We start from the raw sequence: 21233 nt of genomic DNA, 5'->3' as shown, positions 1-21233 counted from the left end.
CGAATAACCACAACCACCAATTTTAATAAATATTCATGGAAAACATAAAAATAGCTATCATTGGCTTAGGCTATGTAGGATTACCTTTAGCACGTCTTTTTGCAACCAAATATTCTGTAGTAGGATTTGATATCAACCAAGGAAGAATCGATGAATTAAACAGAGGAACAGATAGTACACTCGAAGTAGAAGATAATGTTTTAAAAGCTGTTCTTAAAAATTCAGCAGATAATGCTGTCGGATTGATCTGTTCTTCAGATCTTAAAGATATAGAAGATTGTAACTATTATATTGTAACGGTGCCTACTCCTGTAGATAAAAATAACCGTCCGGATCTAACTCCACTTTATAAGTCGAGTGAGACGGTAGCGAAGGTTTTGAAAAAGGGAGATATCGTCATATATGAATCTACGGTATATCCAGGCGTAACCGAAGAAGAATGTATTCCTGTATTAGAGAAACACAGCGGATTGCTCTTTAATGAGGATTTTTATGCAGGATATTCTCCAGAAAGAATAAATCCGGGAGATAAGCTACATACAGTTGAAAAAATTCTGAAAGTAACTGCAGGTTCGACACCTGAAATAGGTAAAAAAGTAGATGCCTTGTACAATTCGGTCATTACAGCTGGGACCCATTTAGCCCCTACAATTAAAGTAGCTGAAGCCGCAAAGGTGATCGAAAATTCTCAGCGTGATATAAATATTGCCTTTGTAAATGAACTGGCCAAAATATTCAATTTGATGGATATTAACACTAATGATGTGTTGGAAGCAGCGGGAACAAAGTGGAACTTTCTACCCTTTAAACCAGGGCTTGTAGGCGGACACTGTATTGGAGTAGATCCGTATTATTTAGCACAACGTGCACAAGAATTTGGGTATCATCCAGAGATAATACTGGCCGGTAGAAGATTAAATGACAGTATGGGGCAATACGTAGCCTCGGAAATAATAAAGCTAATGGTTCGAAAGGATCATAAAATCAAAGGAAGTAAGGTGCTGGTACTGGGAATAACCTTTAAGGAGAACTGTCCGGATGTTCGTAATACGAAAGCAGTAGATGTTATTAGACAATTAAAAAGTTTTGGTACAGAGGTAACTATTTTTGATCCTTGGGCGAATCCAAGCGAAGTGATGCACGAGTACGGGTTAGAAACTACTCAGAATCTGCCAAATGAAAAGTTTGATGCTGTTGCGCTTACAGTAGCTCATGATGAATATAAAAAGCTTGATTTACAGTCTTACCTAAATACTAATGGTATTATCTATGATGTGAAAGGTTGTATTAAAGAAAAAGTAGACGGTAGATTATAACCGATAATAATTACTAGAATTTTAACCTAAAACACACTGAAACTTTGAGTCAGATTAAAAAAGGAGCTGTATTAAACTATGTGACCATTATTATTACAAATGTGGTAGGCTTGCTATTAACTCCTTTTATTATTCAAAAACTTGGAGATGCAGAGTATGGAGTATATCTAGCTATTGGTGCTCTTGTAGGGTCTATTTCTGTTTTGGATTTCGGACTTAATAATACTATTGTCCGGTTTGTAGCTAAATATCAAGCCGAAAAAGATATTAAGGCCGAGGAGAACTTTCTAGGGACGGTTATGCTAATCTACGTCTTTATATCTGCCCTGATTGTAGCTTTTGGTACTGTTTTTTATTTTAATATTGATACGTATTTTACTAAGATGTCGACTGAGGAAATAGATATAGCCAAAACTATGTTTTTAATTCTTCTTTTTAACTTGGCTATAAGATTACCAGGAGGATCGTTTACAGGTATATGCTCTGGTTATGAACGATTTGTGTACCCTAAAATGCTAAATATAATCAGATATATTGTACGGTCTGTCATGGTTTTGGCAATTTTATTTTTAGGAGGCAAGGCTATTTCTATAGTAATTATAGATACAATTATGAACCTGATCATGATACTTTTAACTGGTAAGTACGTTTTCTATAACTTACGAGTGAGGATAAAGCTACATACTCTCGATTATAGTTTTATTAAACAAATTTTGAGATATTCGATTTGGGTTTTTGTGTTTTCATTAGTAAGTATTTTTCAGTGGAAAGCTGGTCATATTATTCTTGGTAACATCGCAATCCCGGAAGTTTTGGCTATTTATGGTGTTGGCATCATGTTAGGAACATACTACGGTGCCTTTTCTACAGCAATTTCGAGTGTTTTCTTACCTCGTGCAACACAAATGACCGCTTCAAATGCAACCAGTAAAGAATTGACAGATATGATGATTAAGATAGGTCGAGTGTCGTTTATTCTTCTCATTTATATTCTTGGAGCTTTCATCTTATATGGTAAGCAGTTTGTGTATTTGTGGGTAGGAGAAAATTATCACGATTCATGGTTAATTGCGCTTTTTATTATGATCGCGTATACTATTCCTTTGACTCAAGGTTTCACAGGGTCATTGATTGAGGCTCAGAACAAAGTGGCGTTTAAGTCCATTGTGTATCTTTTATTTTTATCGGTAGGTACGGGTCTGGGTTATTTTCTAGCTCGTGAACATGGGGCCATCGGAATGATCGTGGGCACTGTAATCGGTTGGCTCATTGCTCAAAATGTTATGAACTACTTTTATCATAAAACCTTGAAATTAAATATCTTTCGGTTTTTTAAGGAGTTGTTTTATAAAACTTTATTTATACAAGTCATTATAGTTGTAATTGGATTGGGGATTAATTTTATTCCTGGAAATGGCTGGGTTAATTTTTTTGTAAAATGTTTATTGTATACGCTTACTTTTTCAATTTTAATGTATTCATTTGGAATGATTTCTTATGAAAAACAAATTTTTAAAACTGCATTTGAAAAATTAAAAACAAGAAAATAGTATGATACAGAAGATAAGACATTTTTTATGGAGAATCTTAGGTATAGATTATAAGCATGCGCTACAAATCCATGACTATATTTTTTTGAAGAAGGACCGCTTTTGTAAGTTAGGCAATAGAACATACGACAATGGGGCTCTCGTATGGAGATGGACTAACGCTCCACTTATAATTGGTAATTATTGTAGTATCGCTAATAATGTTCGTTTTATAATGGATGAAGGCTTTCATAAAGCCTCAAAAATCACTTCATTTCCTATTATTAATAATCATTATAAAGATGATTCTGTGTTACCCGGGAATATCAATAAAAAACTTTTTCTTGATACTATAAAACAAAGGCAGGGCATAAGTATTGGCAATGATGTCTGGATAGGTATGAATAGTATCATTATGCCTGGAGTATCTATAGGAAATGGTGTAACGATTGCAGCAAATTCTATTGTTACTAAGAGTGTCGATGATTTTATGATTGTTGGAGGTAATCCGGCAAAACCGATTAAACAAAAACATAATGATTCAGTTATTAAGCAGCTTAATGCCATAGCTTGGTGGAATTGGAATGATAAAACTGTTAAGGAACGTGCTATGGATTTTTATCAAAATACCGAGAATTTTATAAAAAAATATGGAAAGTAAAAAACATGTTCTTTTTGTCATTGACTCCTTAAATTCCGGAGGTGCAGAAAAAAGCTTGGTTACGGCGTTGAATCTCTTAAACCAAAATAAGTACACTATAGATTTATTGACTTTTAAAAGGGGAGGTCTATACGAAAACCTGGTTCCGGAATATGTTAATAGAATTGATCCTTCCGGTTACCCTTATTATGTAAACGGGAATAGAAACTTTAATAGTAAACAAAAATTTCTGTTTAGCATACTGAGAATTTTGGCAAGTATTTCTTTACGACTTTTAAAAGTTTTAAAAATATTATTTCCAAAACTGAAAATTCATCCAGCACAAGTTAATTGGTACATCACAAGGATTGGGTTTTCAAATGCAAAAAAAAAATATGATAGTGCGATAGCGTATAGTCAAGGCTTACCTACGTATTTTGTAAGTTCAAAAGTAGAAGCCTCAACAAAAGCATGTTGGATTAATACGAACTATCATCTCGCAAGGTACGCTCCATCCTTGGATTACAAGTATTATAAAAACTTTGACAAAATAGTTTGTGTTTCTAAAATAGCAAAAGAAGTATATATTGAGATATTCTCTGAGTTTGAAGATCGAACTACTACAATTTATGATATTCTGTCAAGTCAAATGATAAACAAAATGGCGGAGGAAGATGCAAGTAATAATTACAATTTTGATGGCATCAAAATATTAACTATTGGTAGGCTGGTAGCTCTCAAAGGGTATGATATTGCAATAAAGGCAGCAAGTCTATTAAAGGATAGAGGTATCAATTTTAAATGGTATGTAATTGGTGAAGGAGGTCTGGAGGAAGAATTGAAACAATTGGCAATAAAGATGCAAGTTGCTACTCATTTTGAGTTTTTAGGAACGTATCCCAATCCTTATCCATTTATGAAAAATTGTAATATTTATTGTCAAACTTCAAGATTTGAAGGTTTTGGTTTAGCTGTTGCTGAAGCACGAATTTTGGGTAAACCTATTGTAACAACAAATTTTGATATTATCTACGATCAACTGGTTGACGGTCATAATGGATTAATTTCAGATATGAATGCTATATCAGTAGCAAATAATATTGAACGCTTGCTCAAAGATGTTGCTTTAAAAGATCGACTTGTTGCAAATTTAAAAAAAGAAGAAATAAGTAATGAATCCGAAATATTGAAAATAGAAGCAATATTAGATTCTTAAATTCTAAAGAATGAAAATTAAAACGATAACTTGTCATGAAGTATATAATCACGGGGCTAGTCTTCAAGAATACGCGCTCCTTAAATATTTACAAGAATTAGGACATGATGTTGAGACGATTAGTTATAAACCAGATTATTTAGGAGGACACTTTGATTTTCTTAAGGTTTCAAATGATAAATACGCAAAAAATATCTTACTCAAGATAGCTTATCTAGCAGTAAAATTTCCTACTAGACTAAAAAATCTTAAGCGTAAACGTAGTTTTGATGCTTTTTCTATGAAGTATATTAAATCTACAGAAAAAACCTATTATTCGAATCAAGAATTACTGAATGATGTTCCTGTGGCGGACACCTATATTTGTGGTAGTGATCAAATTTGGAACTCCTTTTTCCAAAATGGAAAGGATCCTGCTTTTTATTTAGATTTTGTGCCGGACGGCAAACGTAAAATATCATATGCAGCAAGTTTTGCAATAGAGAAATTGGCTCCTGAGTTGACGGATTTTGTCAAAGAAAAAGTTTCTCGTTTAGATAGTATTTCTGTAAGAGAAAGTTCGGGGGTAGATATTTTGAAATCATTAGGTTTTCACGATGTTACTCAGGTATTAGATCCGGTTTTCTTATTAGATAAAAATGTGTGGAATGACTTAATGGAAACTCCAGAAAACAAGTGTAGCTATGTATTTATTTACGATTTTGATTCTAATCCATTGATTAAGGACATGGCATTTAATCTTAAGGATAAGTTTGGCTATGACATAATTACAGTTAATGAGAACATTACGTATGCAGATAAAAATTATTTTCTGGATGGTCCATCTAAATTTTTAACACTGGTCAAGAACGCAGAATTTGTCATTTCAAATTCTTTTCATGCGGTTGCTTTTTCAATACTATTTGAAAAGAAATTTGTGGTGTTCAATCGAATGTATAAAATCAACACTAGGATGAGAGATCTTTTAAAATCTATCGATCTACCTGAATTGTTAATAGAGAGTGAAGAGCAAATGAAGAAGTTTGATAATTCTTTGGTAGACTATACAAAGAGTAAAGTTAAGCTTAATGGCCTTATTGAGAAGTCCAAGCATTTTTTGACACTCGCTTTAGCTGATAAGAATTAGAAGATGAAAGTAGTTTATTTAACCAATCAGATTTGTGGAGCAGGAGGACTGGAGCGTGTACTTTCGATCAAAGCGAATTATCTAACAGAGGCTTTAAACTACGAAATTCACATCATAACATTAAATCAAAAAAATGCGAGTATTTTCTATCACTTCAGCGATAGAATTAAGTTGCACGATCTAGAAGTTGAGGGAAATAGTATAACCTATATTCTTAACTATATAAAGAAATTAAATGTTTGTATTTCTAAAATACAACCTGACTTAATTTCTGTTTGCGATGATGGCTTAAAAGGATTCTTTGTGCCTAAGGTGCTAAGATATAAGTGTCCTATGATATACGAAAGACACGCATCCAAGATGATATTTAAAAACAAAAAAGATCCCTCTTTTTTTGATAAAATTAAAATATCTGCAGTTGAAAAACTAATGGATTTTGGAGCTAAAAGTTATGATGCATTTGTGGTACTTACACAGTATAATCTATCTGAGTGGTGCTTGAAAAATATTAAAGTCATACCCAACCCTTTGTCTTTTTATCTTGAGAAACAAAGCAGCCTAAAGAATCTTAAAGTGATAACTGTAGGTAATCATGGTTATCAAAAGGGTTATGACCTTTTATTGCAGATTTGGAAAAAAGTCATAAATCAGCACCCCAACTGGACCCTAGATATTTACGGTAAAGTGGATTCAAAAAAAAAGCATTACAAATTAGCAGAACAGCTAAATATATGTGAGTATGTAAATTTTTATGCACCTGTTAAAGATATTGAAGAGAAGTATCAGGAGGCTTCAATATATGCGATGACATCCAGATCAGAAGGCTTTGGGATGGTGCTTATTGAAGCTATGGCCTTAGGACTACCTTGTATCGCATTTGATTGTCCTTGTGGTCCCAGGGATATAATTGAAAATTTGCATAACGGTTTTTTGATAAAGGAAGGAGATATAGAAGGATATGCTAAGCGATTAATAGAGCTTATTGTAGATGAAGAACTTAGAAATCGTTTTGGATCAAATGCTCGTAAGACTGCCAATAATTATGAGGTTGAAAAAATTGTGGCTCAGTGGGATTTGTTGTTTAAAAATTTAACAAAATTGTAAGATGAAGAGAATATTATTGCTGATGCCTTATGGAAGTGTTGGGGGTATGGAAAGGTTGGCCTACTCTTTTTATCGATTCTATAAAGATAATGGATATCAGGTAAAGGCTGTTAAGTTTATTAAATTAGAAAGTGATATTATTCATTTTGACCATGAGGGTAATGATGAGTTCTTTTTGAGTAATAAAGATTTTTCTGAAATGTCCAAATTACAACGTATTCAATTTTATTTTGAAGCTCCAATACGATTGGCTAAACTTATTAAAAAAGAAAGGATCACGCATTCTATTGCCTTCGGTGATATGGCTAATTTATTTAGTTCATTAACCTTTACGAATGAATTTAAAGTAGGGTCCATACACGCACTTAAGAGTGTAGAGTTTGCGAATAAGTCGTTTTTTAATACGATTTTCAAAAAAAGTTATCGAACATCATATAAAAATTTAGATAAAGTAGTTTGTATAAGTAAGGATATTAAAACAGATCTTATTGATAATTGCAATTTTAAGTTTGTTGAAAAACTAGAGGTTATATATAATCCTCACAATTTTGAAGAAATTAATAGATTATCAGATTTACCAATAACTGATAAAAATGAGGTCGATATTTTCAATAATCCAGTGGTATTATTCATAGGAAGAATTTGTATTCAGAAATCTCCGTGGCATTTAATTAAAGCGTTTTATTTGGTGTTGAAAGAATATCCCGAAACAAAACTTGTCTTTATTGGTGACGGTGATAAAAAAGTTGAGAATTATGTGAGGTCGTTACTTTCAAAATATGGCATGGAAAATTCTGTTATTTTTTTGGGAAGAAAAAATAATCCTTACAACTATTTGAAACAATCAAATGTATTGGCATTATCATCGCACTATGAGGGTACACCAAATGTTATTGTTGAGTCCATAGGAGTTGGAACCCCCGTTGTATCCTCCTTTTGCACACGAGGAATCACTGAACTTATGAGCCTGACAAATATTACAACAGTTGATTCAAATATTGAGGTAGCATCGGGAATAGTTTCTCCCAATTTATTTAAGGGTGATTTAGGGATCCCTGAATCTGAGGAATTCTTAGAGGAAGAGAAGTATCTTTCTGAAGCTTTAAAATCAGTTTTGAAGACTTCAGATTTTAAACAAAATCTAAAAAAACATAGATTTGAATTAATCCAAAAATTTGATTTGGAAGTAGTGTCTAACAGGTATCTTCAACCCATTAAATAATTTTATTAATTATAATTTTGCTCTAGCACTTATTTGATGATAGATTTTGTCCCTTTAGAATATTATTTTTCATTGTACATCAATTTGATGCTACTTGTGGTTGTTCTTACCTTATTGCATAGTGTTTTGATGAGAGTGGACGATACAGTTAATCTAAGATATACTCAAATAACAGGCTATATTTTACTGTTTTTTTCGATTTTTTATATAGGACTTCGCCCAGTTAGTGGGGCATACTTTATTGACATGATTACCTATGCCAGATATTTTGAATACTATGCGATTGGTGGCGAGGTTGTTGTGGAGAAGGATGCTTTCTTTCATTTTTTTATGAAATTTACTTCTGGTTTTTTACCAATCCATGGCTTTTTTCTATTGTGTGCAGCTATGTATATTTATCCAATGTATCGAATATCCAAGGTACTTTTTAAAGAGTATTGGTACTATTCTTTTCTAATGCTTATAGTCTCGTTTTCATTTTGGCCGTACGGTGTAAATGGCATACGAAATGGTATCGCAACTTCAGTTTTTCTATTGGCTATTACATATCACGACAGAAAATTTATAATGTTCTCATTATTTGCGCTGTGTAGTCTTTTTCACCAAACTTTATTATTGCCGATTTTGGCCTATTCTCTTACAATCTTTTATAATAAACCTAAATATTATATCGTAGGATGGCTTGTAGCTATCCCTTTATCGCTTGCCTTTGGCGGAATGTGGGAAACGCTATTTACAAGTCTTGGTTTTGCGGACGATCGCTTAGAGAATTATCTAACTTCAACCGAACTGGGAGGTCGAACTAGCTTTAGATTTGACTTTTTATTCTATAGTGCATTTGCAGTTTTTACCGGATGGTATTTTATATTTAAAAAAGGGTTTAAGGATAGTCTGTATATCCAACTATTCAACACATATTTGGTAGCAAATGCATTTTGGATATTAGTTATTAGAGCTAATTTTTCTAATCGATTTGCGTACTTATCATGGTTTCTTATGGCCATTATTATAATTTACCCATTTCTTAAAAAACATTTTTTTGTAAAGCATCATGTAATTATTGGGAGGGTTGTACTGTTCTATTTTGCCTTTACTTACTTAATGTATTTTGTCTACTACGCTGGAAAATAAAATTTTATGAAAACAATTACAATTATTATACCGATGTATAATGTGTCACAATATCTACATAAATGTATAAATTCTGTAGTAAATCAGAATGTGGATAACGGAAGTGTCGAAGTCATTATGGTAAACGATGAGTCTCCTGATGACAGTCTTGAAGTAGCCAATTCCCTAGCTCAGAAATATAATTTTATCAAAATTATTTCTCAAAAAAATAAAGGTTTAGGTGGCGCCAGAAATACTGGGATCGATAATGCTACAGGTGATTATATTCTATTCTTAGATGCTGACGATTGGCTAATTGAGAATTCGTTACGGGATTTAATTTCTATACTTACTACAGAGGATCTTGACATCCTAGAGTTTGGTGCAAATTTAGTTTCTGAACAAGGCCACGTTGTAGGTGCAGTATCCAAACATTCTGAAGGAAACATAACAACTGGTATTGACTATTACAACAATATTAAATATTCTGGCTCTGCGTGCAATAAATTATACAATGTAGATTTTTTGAATCGTCATGAACTTCGTTTTTTAGAAAAAATTTACGGAGAAGACTTTGAGTTCAATACAAGAGCGTTCTATTACGCTAAGCAAGTTTTAGCCATAGAAAAAATTTGCACAGAATTTTTGCAAACTACAAACTCTATTACTAGAAATAATGATAGAAGTAAAAAGGATAAGTATTTAAGTGATTATATTAAAATACTAAAGAATATTAAAAACTTTTATGATGAAATAGAAAATCCTACGCAGGCTATTGAAGCTTTTTTTAAAGAGCGATTTACAATGATTAATATCAATGCGTTTTACATGATGTTCAAGCATCGATATGCTTTTTCAGAGGTGTTGAATTATAGAGATAGATTAATAGCCGAAAATGTTTTTTACAATGATTTTCCCGTTGCGATTAAGAAAAAAGATTTCTTTAGGAAGCTGTTTTTGAAAAATTTTGCATTATTTAGAATAGCCGGAGCAATAAGAAAAGTGATGTCTATCTGAGAATAACCTGTGAATATTTTAAAGCTTCTCTTGAAACCAATGCATGATGAATATGAAGAAAAGAATTTATCAAATAGATTTGTTAAGGTTTATAGCTGCCTTAAGCGTGTTACTTTACCATTATCTTTTTAGTGGTCCTTCTGCCAATTATATAACAGATATAAATTTTGAAGAAATTGACGAATATTTCAAATACGGTTATTTAGGAGTAGATGTTTTTTTCATCATAAGTGGTTTTGTAATAAGCCTTTCTATAAAAAAGCGTTCTATAACTTCATTTCTACAATCAAGATTTATTCGTTTATATCCGGCTTATTGGTTTTGCGTTACCTGTACTTTTTTGGTTATGGTTTTAGCAGGTTCTTCTTTACAACATCAAGTTACCATAAAAGAGTATTTAGCGAATCTTACAATGTTTCAATATTTTATCAATATTGAAAATATAGACGAAGTGTATTGGACACTGCTGGTTGAGATCAAATTTTATATTTTGATTGCATTTTATTTAGTCTTGCTGAAGTTTCGAAAATTTAACATCACAGTATTTGCTTATCTCTGGCTAACTGCGAGTTTTGCCAACATTTTTTTGGAAGAGTTTTATTTTTTCAAAATTGCAAATTTCTTTTTAATATTTAAGTGGAGTTCATATTTCATTGCTGGCATATTTTTTCATGAGCTCTATAAAAGCGATAAAAAAAACAAATTTATATTGCCTTTAATTCTTTGTTTAGTACTCTCAGTATATTATAGAATTACCAGCATTACGAGTTTAGAGACTTTATATAACACTTCTTTTTCTCCTTATATTATTAGTGTAATAATTAGTGTCTTTTTTATTATTATGTATTTGATTAGCAGGGAAAAGCTGAATTCTATAAACTCTCCTAAACTGTTAAAATTTGGAGTTTTGACGTATCCATTATATTTAATACATCAAAATATAGGTTTTATTCTTTTTAACCAATTAGATGAATACGTAAACAAGTATTTACTCTTCTTTTTGATCTCATCCTTAATGTTACTTCTAGCTTTTTACATAAATAAACTTATCGAGATACCGGTTAGTAAGTTTTTAAAATCACACACAGACAAACTTATAGTATTATTACCGTCGAAAAAAAAATAGTAATTCTAGCTAGTCTTTTTTGTTGCTTTTTTAGAACCCTTGTGTAAGGAAAAGTGTTAGTAGAAACACTACATCAGCTTGGGTTGTATGCTAATGTTTTTAAAGACCTTTTATTTGTAATGTGAAATAATGTATGGCTTTATATGATATGTAGCATATTCCAACTCACAAATTATTTTTCTTAGGACTTTAATTTAGAGTTTTTGTTAGAACATTTTAGTCCGAAATGAGCCGTAGTTTAGATAACTTTTACCTCGGTAAGTTATCATAATTACCTCATATCCGGTTTTGAGAATTCCATTGACCTTGTGACGTATCAGTTTCTATTATAAAAAGAAATATAGTAGTGTTACTTTATAAGAAAATATTTTAGACGTCAGGAATTTAAATTCTTTTACAAAAAAACCTGTGAAACTTCAAAGTTTCACAGGTTTTATTATCATCATTCAAGCAATGAATATTGTTAGAATACGTTAGTTTATATTCTCAAAAGATGTTTTATTAATTACATGAGTTGTTTGTAAAAGCAACTGAAGAATTTAAGTTAACATCCTCTTTGATACATTGTATTCTACTATATTGACTACCATTAATTGTAATATCATTATCCTTGATCTTAGAGTTAGTCGTAGCCTTACTTATAAAACGAATACCATGTGTCTTTTCTGAATAAATTTTGTTGTTGACTATATCCAATTTATTTGAGCCATTAATCTCAAAGCCTCCGTTGATATTGTTTTGCTCAAGAACTATTCCATTTGAATTCGAGATAGTATTCTTTTCAAAGCCATACGCACTACCATTTCGTTTACCTCTCAAAACATTATTTTTAACATATAATTTTTGATTTGATTGTCCTGCGTCAATGTTGATACCACTTAAGACTAAAGGACCAGATTCTGATTCTATTGTATTATTGGTAATGTATACTTTGTCCAATGATTTTCTAGCAGAAATACCGTATTTAGTAACTTTTATAGTATTATTACTAATAGTAGTATTATGTAATCCAATTCCTCTACCGCTAGACAAAACGATTCCGTTGTATCCTTCAATATAGTTTTCGTATATTTTAGTATTTTGCCCTCCTGCATTTATACCAGTATGATAGCCGGTAATTGTATTACCGTAAACTTCATTGTCAAATACTAGAGGATGTTCAGTGGCGTATGCAACACCAGCCGTGATTGCATTCCCATTAGCTGCTTCGGCATCACTAGCCTCAAACGTATTATTTGCTATTCTTACTCCATTGGCTACAGAGAAAGAAATAGTAGCCTCCATTTTATTACCCTCAATCACTATCGGGCCATCACCATGCGAAGCATAAAAATCACCTCTTCCGATCTGCGTATTGTTACGAATGTAAATGTGGTGAACTTTTTGATATTCTCTTAAAGTACCTCCAACGATTCCGTTGTTCCACTCTCTGTGAGGTTCAAGGTTAATATTCGCTCGCGGTGCAGTTCCTTTAGAGTATCTTGTATCAATTCCTCCATCAACAAAAGTATTATTTTCAATGGTAACATTATTTCCCGATACAATAGTTAAGTTTATTCTTCTACTTCTTAAGAAAGAATTGTCTACAATACGAATATTACTACTCTCAATGTGTCTTGAATCAAAAGCGTGATAAAGTTCAGAAATATGCAAAGCATCTCCAGTAGCTTGTTCAAATCGGACACCTTTGATAAGTACGTCACTCGCACCTTTTATTCTAATGATATGTCCCCATTCGTGGGTGCCTCCACCACTATAGTTGTGCTTGTCTCTATCTCCATATAGATTCCCTCCCTCTATTGTAACATCACTATTTCCATTAGTAATTGAAATCAAGGCCGTTTTTTTATAGTTATTTGGTTGCATACGGAGATGTGTGTTTTCCCCCATCTTTAGTTTAAAATTAGATGGTAAAGTTATCGCCATATTCTCAGCTGTAATTCTACCAGAAGGGTCATCTATTTTAAAATAGGCATCAATGGCATTTAAGCTCACCACAGTAACATTTTCTCTAGCGGCTTTATCTATAAATTCTTGAAGGATTTTTTTGTTTTCACGAGCTACAGCATCTGAAACTACACCTTGTACAATCCCTTCAGCATTTGGATCAAACACTCTTCCTTCATTGTTAGTAGCAGGTGTGTCCTCTACAACATCTTCCTGATGTGTAAGAGTGTAAGTACCTGTAAGGCGTGCGGTAGAGGTCATTAAGCGGCTGTCTATTTCTCCACCTGAGACATTAATCGTTCCATTAATGAAACTTCCTCCTAGATATTTAATTTTCACGTTGGGAGGTAAGTTTAAGGTTTCATCCTTTAAATCTAGAATACAACTCAAACCAATCGAAGCGTTTGGTTGGAGACCTGCTAGTGTAAACCTACAAACAGTAGTACTTCTAACTATAGAATTAGTTTCTGAAATATTTTCAAGAACGCTTTCATCAAAGCTATCTTCGATTTCTTCCTTTTGACAGGATATTAATAGAATTAAGAGTAAAAAATTTAAGGTAAATAATCTGGATAGTCTTTTCATTTTAGAAAAAATTTAAATTTTGAAAGATTTGTGTGATTATGTTAGATAAAAGAAGAATCAAAGTTTTCTTAAAAAATCCAACAACAAAGAATTAGCAAAGTTAATGCCACGTTAAAAATTATTTATCCGGGAATATGAATCACTTTTTTTCGATCAAAAAAGTTACATACGGTGTAGTAATTTCAAATAATTTGTTAATTCTTTATGAAATCGATAGCTCAGGAGGTGATTTGCCATTCTTAGAATTTAAGAATTTTTAAGAATTGACGAAAATTTCCCCAGATTGTTCCACAGGATTCCCCACATTTGAAATAAAATGACAAAAAAAATCCGATTCTAGTAAAGAATCGGATTTCAATATAAAATTTGATTTTTCTAATTACAGCTGTTGTTTGACATAACAACTGAACTATTAAGTGTTACATCTTTTTTAATACATTCAAAGTTACTACTCAAATTGAATTTATTGTCTGTAATTCTTGAGTTTATGGTAGTAGTTGTTAGAAATCTAACACCATGCATGTTTTGGGAACTGAAAGTATTAGTATTGATTAGTAGATTTCTTGATCCTACTACTTCAATACCTCCATTAACCTTATTTAATTTAAAATCAATTCCGTTAGAATTTCCAATTTTAGATTTCTTGGAAGGATATGTAGTATTACTTAATTTTCCTCTTAAGGTATTGTTAGTCACAATTAATTTAGCATTTTCCTGACCAGCATTTTTGTTTATATCAACTAGGTAAAGTGGAAGAGAGTTTGCATTCACAATGTTATCCTTAATGGTAACATCCTTTAATAATTTTCTAGCTCTGATACCATATTTGTCGGCGTTAATCGTATTGTTATTAATTACTGCCTTGATAAGTCCATCTCCACGACCATCTCCAATTACCATTCCGTTGCTCGCACTAATAACGTTGTTATAGATCTTTACATCATGACCTCCGACATTGATTCCTGTCATGTACCCTGATATTTGATTTCCATAAACTTTATTTCCGAAAACAAGTGGATGTTCGGTCGTGTTTGCAACTCCGGCAGTGATCGCATTTCCATTCGCAGTGCTAGCCTGACTACCTTTAAATGTATTATTTTTTATTTCTACACCATTTGCATATTGAAAAGATATTGCACTTTCCATGTTGTTTCCTTCATAAATAATCGGACCATCACCATGATGTGTTAAGAATCTTCCTCTACCTTTTTGCGTATTATTTCTTACATACACATGGCTCACTTTTTCGTATTCTTTTAGCGTGCTTCCAACAACTCCGTTCTCCCATCTTCTGAAGGATTCAATATTAAAATTACATCTTGGAGCAGCACCCTTTGATTTATCGGTATCGATACCCCCATCAACAAATGTATTGTTTTCAACCGTAATATGATTTCCAGAAGTAATCGACATGTTAATTCTTCTACAATTATAAAATTTGTTGTTTTTAACTAAAATTTGTTGAGAAGCAATATGTCTTTGATCGAAGTAATGATAAATTCCCGAGATGTTTAAGCCATCACCTGTAGCATTTCTGAAGGTAACACCCTTTATTGTAGAATTTGAAGTACCCTTAACTTGTAAAATATGTCCCCATTCATGAGTTCCGCCACTACTATAATCATGCTCATCTCTGTCTCCATAAAGATTTCCACCTTCTATCACTACATTGTCATTACCACCGGTAATTGATAATAAAGTGTGCTTTTTATAATTATTGGGCTGAACACGTAAATGTGTATTATTAGTCATCTTCAAGGTAAAATTTGAAGGTAACTTTATTGCTGCATTTTCTGGAACAACGCGACCTGTAGGATCACCTATTTCGAAATATGCATCAAAACTGTCTATTTCAAATCTTGTAGCACCGTACGATTTTGCATCGTCTATTAAATCCTGCAAAGTTTCTTTATTAGTTTTAGCTGACGCTTGAGAAACTCTACCTTCAACAAAATCCCATTGAGACGGATGTAATATAAATTTATTGTCTCTAAGCATAAAATCACCTTTGATAGTGAGATTCTTGTTCATCAGTCTACTATCGATAATTCCACCGTCGAGGGTAAGAGTTCCATTGGTAATACTTCCGCCACTATACCTCAATTCTACATTGGGTGGTAGTTTAAGATTATCACCATTTAAATCTATAACACAGGTTAGACCTATTCTAGCATTGGCTTGAACTCCATTTAAGTTAAATTTACAAAAAGATGAATTTCTCGCAGTGTAATTAAGTTCTGTAACATTGGCAGCAGTTGCCTCTTCATTGATATTTTCCTTTTCACAGGATATTAGAAAAATTGATAAGAATAAATTAAGATAAATTAAAAATGATAATTTCATTTGTTTTAAAAATTTGGGATTATAATTCGGTTTTATTTTTGAGTGTGCTATACACTGTATCACCAATACAGTCAGAAAAATTTCTTCTAACTATAGTGAGCGATTTGTTGAGTTTGTGTTTGTAAATATTCTTGCACAAAAGTCTTAAGCTCATTAATTGGTTTCTTTCAAAACACTGTAAAAAAGCTTATTAGGTTTAACTGTGTAGGATGATTAAATCAGCTACTTACGGGCATACTTTTTATAGATAGCTGTAGGATGAGTTTTTTTAGACATTACAACAGACTTTGATAGTATTAAATTCAATAGTATCTATATCTGTTGTAATGATAATCTGTTTAAAAAAGATGTTCTAGTTACATCTATTACTGCTGCTAATTTCTATTGTATTATTACGAGTGATCTCAAAATTAAAGCACTCGAAGTTAGAATTAAGGTTAAAAGAGTTTTCCGAAAAATTGGAATGTGTTGTAGCTGTTTCTCGAAATCTAAAACCATCAGTACTTGTAGATTCAATTTCATTATCTATTGCGCTTATGTTTTTTGATCCCTCAATGCTAAAACCACCAATTACAACATTTCGATTCAAATTAACTCCGTTAACATTATTTAGGATTGAAAGTTTAGAGCTATACGTGTTGTTTTGATTAGCTCCACGCAAAATGTTATTAGAAAGCGTGAAGGTCGCTGAAGCCTCATCAGGGTTTTGATTAATATTGCTTATATGCAAAGGGTTTGTTGCAGCAGTTACAGTATTTCCTGATATATCAACGTTTTTCAAAAGCTTTCTAGCTCTGATACCGTATTGATCTGTTTTGATAGTGTTGTTAGTTATAGAAGAATTAATCAATCCTTCACCACTTCCATAACCTATAGCAATACCACTAGTTCTCGCCTCGATGTGATTATCATATATCTTGACATCTTTTCCACCTGTATTTATTCCTGTATGGTATCCGTAAATTTCGTTTCCAAAAACTTCATTCCCAAATACTAAGGGGTGCGCTGTTGTATTAGCAACACCAGCGGTAATTGCGTTACCGTTTTCGGCACTTTCAGCATTTGCATTGAATATGTTGTTTTTTATTTGGACTCCATTGGCATATTGAAAAGAGATCGCTGATTCCATTTCGTTCCCTTCATATATAACAGGACCGTCACTATGATGTGTTAAAAATCGACCTCTTCCTTTCTGAATGTTATTTCTAACATATACATGTGTTACTTTTTCGTATTCCTTTAGAGTACCTCCAAATTCTCCTTCCCATCTTCTAAAAGACTCTATGTTAAAATTACAACGTGGAGCGGCTCCTTTAGATTTATCAGTGTCAATACCACCATCAACAAACGTGTTGTTTTCCACAGTAATATTATTACCAGAGGTTATTGAAAGATTTATTCTTCTACAATTATAAAATTTATTGTTAGTAATCAAAATCTGTTGTGATGGGATATGTCTTTCGTCAAAGTAGTGGTATATACCGGAAACATTTAAACCATCACCAGTGGCATCCCTAAAAGTTACACCTGTAACGGTGGTGTTTGAGGTTCCTTTAATTTGAAGAATATGACCCCATTCATGAGAACCTGCTATTGAGTAATCGTGCTCATCTCTGTCACCATGTAAATTACCACCATCGATTACCACATTATCATTACCCCCGGTAACAGACATAAGAGTATGCTTTTTGTAATTGTTTGGTTGTACACGTAAGTGCGTCTCGCTCGACATTTTGAGAGTGAAATTTGCCGGCAAACTGATGGCTGCATTTTCCGGAACAATTCGTCCGGTAGGATCACCAACTTTAAAATAGGCGTCCATCTTATTTATGATAAAGGTATTGGCCTGTAATTTACTAGCTTTATCTATAGAAGTTTGAATTATTTCCTTATTCTCTGCTGCTATTTCATCAGATACCTCCCCTTGAATTATACCCCAACGTGAAGGAATAAAATAAAACATATCATCTTTTAATTTGTAATCGCCGATAACTGCTAACTCATTGCTAAGTAATCTACTATCGATGGTTCCATTTAAAAATTCAATACTTCCATTTTTAATATCACCACCATCAAAATCTAAGGTTACATTGGACGGTAACGTAATGGTTTCTCCATTTAAGTCTAAAATACAGTTAATTGTTACCACCGTGTTCTCGGAAACATCATTTAGGGAAAAGTCGCACGGAGCAGTAGCATCGTATGCCTCTTCACTTTCATCCTCTTTAGGAACTTCTAAATCTTTTTCATTTTGTGCTATTACAACTTCATCGATACTTTCGTTACTGCATGATATAAAAATAAAAGAAAACACAAGTAGGTAATAAGGTAAATTTTTCATTGGGCAAACATTTAAACTTGGGGTTAATAATTTGATTAAGACAATATTAAGTTAAAACTTTTATAATACGTGTTAAGAAAAAAGAAAATATTGTTAAAGTTATCGATCAAATACACGTTTTATACGTTAAAAGGTCAAACAAAGGTAATGCCATAACCTAAAAACTGGCATACTCATGTTAATATTTTCTAAAATTTTCTGAATTTTTCCTTAACGAAGCACTAGTTTTAAAGGAATTATGAATTTTATCGTCGGCTATGGTACGAAATATTTATTTTTTTAGGATTTTTTTTGGAAGCTATTCGTTGCTAATAGATTTATCTTTGTGTGGAATATTTCCACAGAGACATCTACATTTTCTACAAAATACTTTATGAAAAAAATTATAAGAGTTACTACCGTCCCTATTTCTTTAGGAGGCTTACTGAAAGGACAACTTAATTTTATGACCAACCATATGAAAGTAATTGGAATTTCGAGTAATGGTGATGGTAAATTAGCAGAAGTTTCACAAGAAGAAGGAATAGAAGTTATTCCTGTAGAAATGACCAGAAAGATAACACCTATTAAAGATTTAAAAGCGGTGTATCATTTGTATAAAATCTTTAAAGAGGAAAAACCTGATATAGTTCATAGTCATACGCCAAAGGCAGGGACATTATCGATGCTTGCAGCAAAATTAGCGGGCGTCCCTAATCGATTACATACAATAGCAGGAATGCCTTTATTGGAAGCCACAGGTGTAAAAAGAAGTGTTTTGGATTTTGTAGAACGCATAACCTATTCATGTGCGACAAAGATATATCCTAATTCATTCGGGTTGTATGATATCATTGTAGATAACAATTATACGACACGAGATAAATTGAAAGTAATTGGTAATGGAAGCTCAAATGGTATAGATACCTCACATTTTGACCCGGCATTATTTTCGTTACAAGATAAAGAGGAGTTAAAAAAATCTTTAGGAATTGATGAAACGGATTTCATTTACATTTTTGTAGGTCGATGGGTTAGAGATAAAGGTATAAATGAATTAATCACTGCTTTTAAAAGAATCAATAATGAAAATTCTAACACAAAACTTCTACTCTTAGGGAGATATGAAAAAGAACTTGATCCTGTATTGCCCGAAACTGAAAAAGAAATTGAAACTAATCCAAATATTATTAATGTCGGATGGCAAAATGATGTACGACCTTATTTCTCTATAGCAGACGTTTTAACTTTCCCAAGTTATCGAGAAGGCTTCCCTAATGTAGTAATGCAGGCAAGTGCGATGGGAATGTCAAGTATTGTAACAAATATCAATGGTTGTAACGAAATTATATCTGATAGAGAAAATGGACTGATAATTCCTGTTAAAGACGCCGATAGTCTTTATAATGCAATGCGGGAATTGGCTCAGAATCAAAATTTAGCACAGCAACTTGCAATTGGAGCAAGACCCAGGATAATGGAACTGTACGAACGCAAAGCTGTCTGGAAATCTTTATTGAATGAATATAAAACCTTATTAACCTAGCATTTTAATACGTGATGATTTGAAAAATGATTCTCAAAAAATTTAATCAATATTATAAACGATTCGATGTAGTTCTGCGGGACACAGACAAGAAGCCCTTTATTCAATTAATTTTTGAAGCAATTCATTTTGGAATCAACAAAAGAGAATTTCCCTTTTTCTATTTTGGAAAATATCTGTATCGCAAGGGGGTTAACAATTACAACCAATTCCTTTCCAGTAAAGAAGTTGATTTAATCACTTTATCAAAAGTGCTTCATAATCCTGTATTTAAACCGTTATTAAGAAATAAACTTATATTTTATAACTATTTAAAACATTTTAATACCTCAATCATAAAGATTATCGGTTACAATTTCAAAAGAAAATTCTATGTTTTCAGTGATGATTCAACTCAAGTAGATCAAGTACGAATGGATGTCAATTTTTTTTTGAACACATTGCTATCAAGATCTAAAAAGCATTCTATTTTCATGAAGCCAATCGATGATATGGGAGGAAGTCACTGTCATATCCTTGATAAGAATTTTATTGAGAGCAATATCAGCTTCTTAACTAATATTTTATTTGAAAGATGTTTTATTTTTCAAGATTGTATTGCGCAACATAAGAGAATTAATGATATATATTCTAAAAGTATAAATTCTATTCGTTTTGATAGTTATTTAGATGACAATGATAAGGTCCACATCCTATCTGCATTTATGCGATTTGGTACCGGAGGTGCTTTTGTTGATAATAGTTCTGCGGGAGGGATTTATGTGCCGATTGATATCGAAAAAGGAATTTTGATGAAACATAGCTTTCAATTAATGCAACATGGGGGTTCATCTATGACATCTCACCCTGATTCTGGTAAGCTATTTCAGGGCTTTAAAATCCCTTTTTTTGAACAAAGTTGTATCCTTATTGAGGAACTGGTAAGACTAATTCCAGATAAATTGATAGGATGGGATATCGCTATTACTCCTGATGGTCCGGTAGCAATTGAAGGTAATGATAATAACTCTATGATCGGGCCGGATATAGCTTACGGAGGTTATTTAAAACATCCCTTGTTTTCTGAAATTTTAACGAAGACATAAG

15 protein-coding genes are annotated in these 21233 nt (G+C 32.4%); 12 read left to right on the top strand and 3 right to left on the bottom strand.

The genetic code is table 11. The features are described from left to right. Positions 1–35 precede the first annotated feature (35 nt). The 10 genes from ACJRPK_RS06975 to ACJRPK_RS06930 are packed head-to-tail and all read left to right on the top strand — an operon-like array spanning position 36 to position 11406. Complete coding sequence (locus ACJRPK_RS06975) at positions 36–1316, top strand: nucleotide sugar dehydrogenase (RefSeq protein ID WP_407139217.1); 1281 nt, start codon at positions 36–38, stop codon at positions 1314–1316. A gap of 44 nt (positions 1317–1360) precedes the next feature. Then, positions 1361–2866 carry a lipopolysaccharide biosynthesis protein gene (locus tag ACJRPK_RS06970; RefSeq protein ID WP_407139216.1) on the top strand — a complete coding sequence of 502 codons (1506 nt, stop codon included), beginning with the start codon at positions 1361–1363 and terminating at the stop codon, positions 2864–2866. Between the two features lies 1 nt (position 2867). Continuing rightward, positions 2868–3506, top strand: a complete 639-nt coding sequence (locus ACJRPK_RS06965) for a CatB-related O-acetyltransferase (protein WP_407139215.1) — start codon at positions 2868–2870, stop codon at positions 3504–3506. Then, positions 3496–4701, top strand: coding sequence for a glycosyltransferase (locus tag ACJRPK_RS06960; RefSeq protein ID WP_407139214.1), 1206 nt, complete (start codon positions 3496–3498; stop codon positions 4699–4701). The genes ACJRPK_RS06965 and ACJRPK_RS06960 overlap by 11 nt, the downstream gene beginning before the upstream one ends. A 10-nt stretch (positions 4702–4711) precedes the next feature. Then, a complete protein-coding gene (locus tag ACJRPK_RS06955; RefSeq protein ID WP_407139213.1) occupies positions 4712–5827 on the top strand; it encodes a polysaccharide pyruvyl transferase family protein in 1116 nt (371 codons plus the stop codon). Positions 5828–5830: 3 nt separating this feature from the next. Next, positions 5831–6931, top strand: coding sequence for a glycosyltransferase family 4 protein (locus tag ACJRPK_RS06950; RefSeq protein ID WP_407139212.1), 1101 nt, complete (start codon positions 5831–5833; stop codon positions 6929–6931). 1 nt (position 6932) lies between these two features. After that, positions 6933–8153, top strand: a complete 1221-nt coding sequence (locus tag ACJRPK_RS06945) for a glycosyltransferase (RefSeq protein ID WP_407139211.1) — start codon at positions 6933–6935, stop codon at positions 8151–8153. A gap of 36 nt (positions 8154–8189) precedes the next feature. After that, a complete protein-coding gene (locus ACJRPK_RS06940; RefSeq protein WP_407139210.1) occupies positions 8190–9284 on the top strand; it encodes an EpsG family protein in 1095 nt (364 codons plus the stop codon). Positions 9285–9290: 6 nt separating this feature from the next. Further along, positions 9291–10280 (top strand): glycosyltransferase family 2 protein, encoded by a 990-nt coding sequence (locus tag ACJRPK_RS06935; protein ID WP_407139209.1) that lies wholly within the window; start codon positions 9291–9293, stop codon positions 10278–10280. A gap of 52 nt (positions 10281–10332) precedes the next feature. Beyond that, on the top strand, positions 10333–11406 hold the full coding sequence (locus tag ACJRPK_RS06930; protein WP_407139208.1) for an acyltransferase family protein: 1074 nt from the start codon (positions 10333–10335) through the stop codon (positions 11404–11406). A gap of 501 nt (positions 11407–11907) precedes the next feature. On the opposite strand, the gene ACJRPK_RS06925 is transcribed toward ACJRPK_RS06930, so the two are convergent. The 3 genes from ACJRPK_RS06925 to ACJRPK_RS06915 all read right to left on the bottom strand — a co-directional run bounded on the left by ACJRPK_RS06925 (position 11908) and on the right by ACJRPK_RS06915 (position 18622). Further along, positions 11908–13938, bottom strand: coding sequence for a right-handed parallel beta-helix repeat-containing protein (locus ACJRPK_RS06925; protein WP_407139207.1), 2031 nt, complete (start codon positions 13936–13938; stop codon positions 11908–11910). A 375-nt stretch (positions 13939–14313) separates the two neighbouring features. After that, entirely contained in the window at positions 14314–16281 is a 1968-nt protein-coding gene (locus ACJRPK_RS06920; protein ID WP_407139206.1) for a hypothetical protein, read from the bottom strand. 352 nt (positions 16282–16633) lie between these two features. After that, positions 16634–18622: a right-handed parallel beta-helix repeat-containing protein gene (locus ACJRPK_RS06915; protein ID WP_407139205.1), complete on the bottom strand. Its 1989-nt coding sequence runs from the start codon at positions 18620–18622 to the stop codon at positions 16634–16636. Between the two features lie 373 nt (positions 18623–18995). Between ACJRPK_RS06915 and ACJRPK_RS06910 the strand changes: the two genes are divergently transcribed. After that, positions 18996–20147 carry a glycosyltransferase family 4 protein gene (locus ACJRPK_RS06910; protein ID WP_407139204.1) on the top strand — a complete coding sequence of 384 codons (1152 nt, stop codon included), beginning with the start codon at positions 18996–18998 and terminating at the stop codon, positions 20145–20147. A gap of 26 nt (positions 20148–20173) precedes the next feature. Then, the gene (locus tag ACJRPK_RS06905; protein WP_407139203.1) at positions 20174–21232 is read left to right on the top strand and encodes a sugar-transfer associated ATP-grasp domain-containing protein; all 1059 of its coding nucleotides are present in this window, start codon (positions 20174–20176) and stop codon (positions 21230–21232) included. Position 21233 lies beyond the last annotated feature (1 nt).

The sequence above is a fragment of the Aquimarina sp. 2-A2 genome, assembly GCF_045505135.1.
Taxonomy (GTDB): domain Bacteria; phylum Bacteroidota; class Bacteroidia; order Flavobacteriales; family Flavobacteriaceae; genus Aquimarina; species Aquimarina intermedia.
This window is presented reverse-complemented; position numbering and strand designations above follow the sequence as displayed.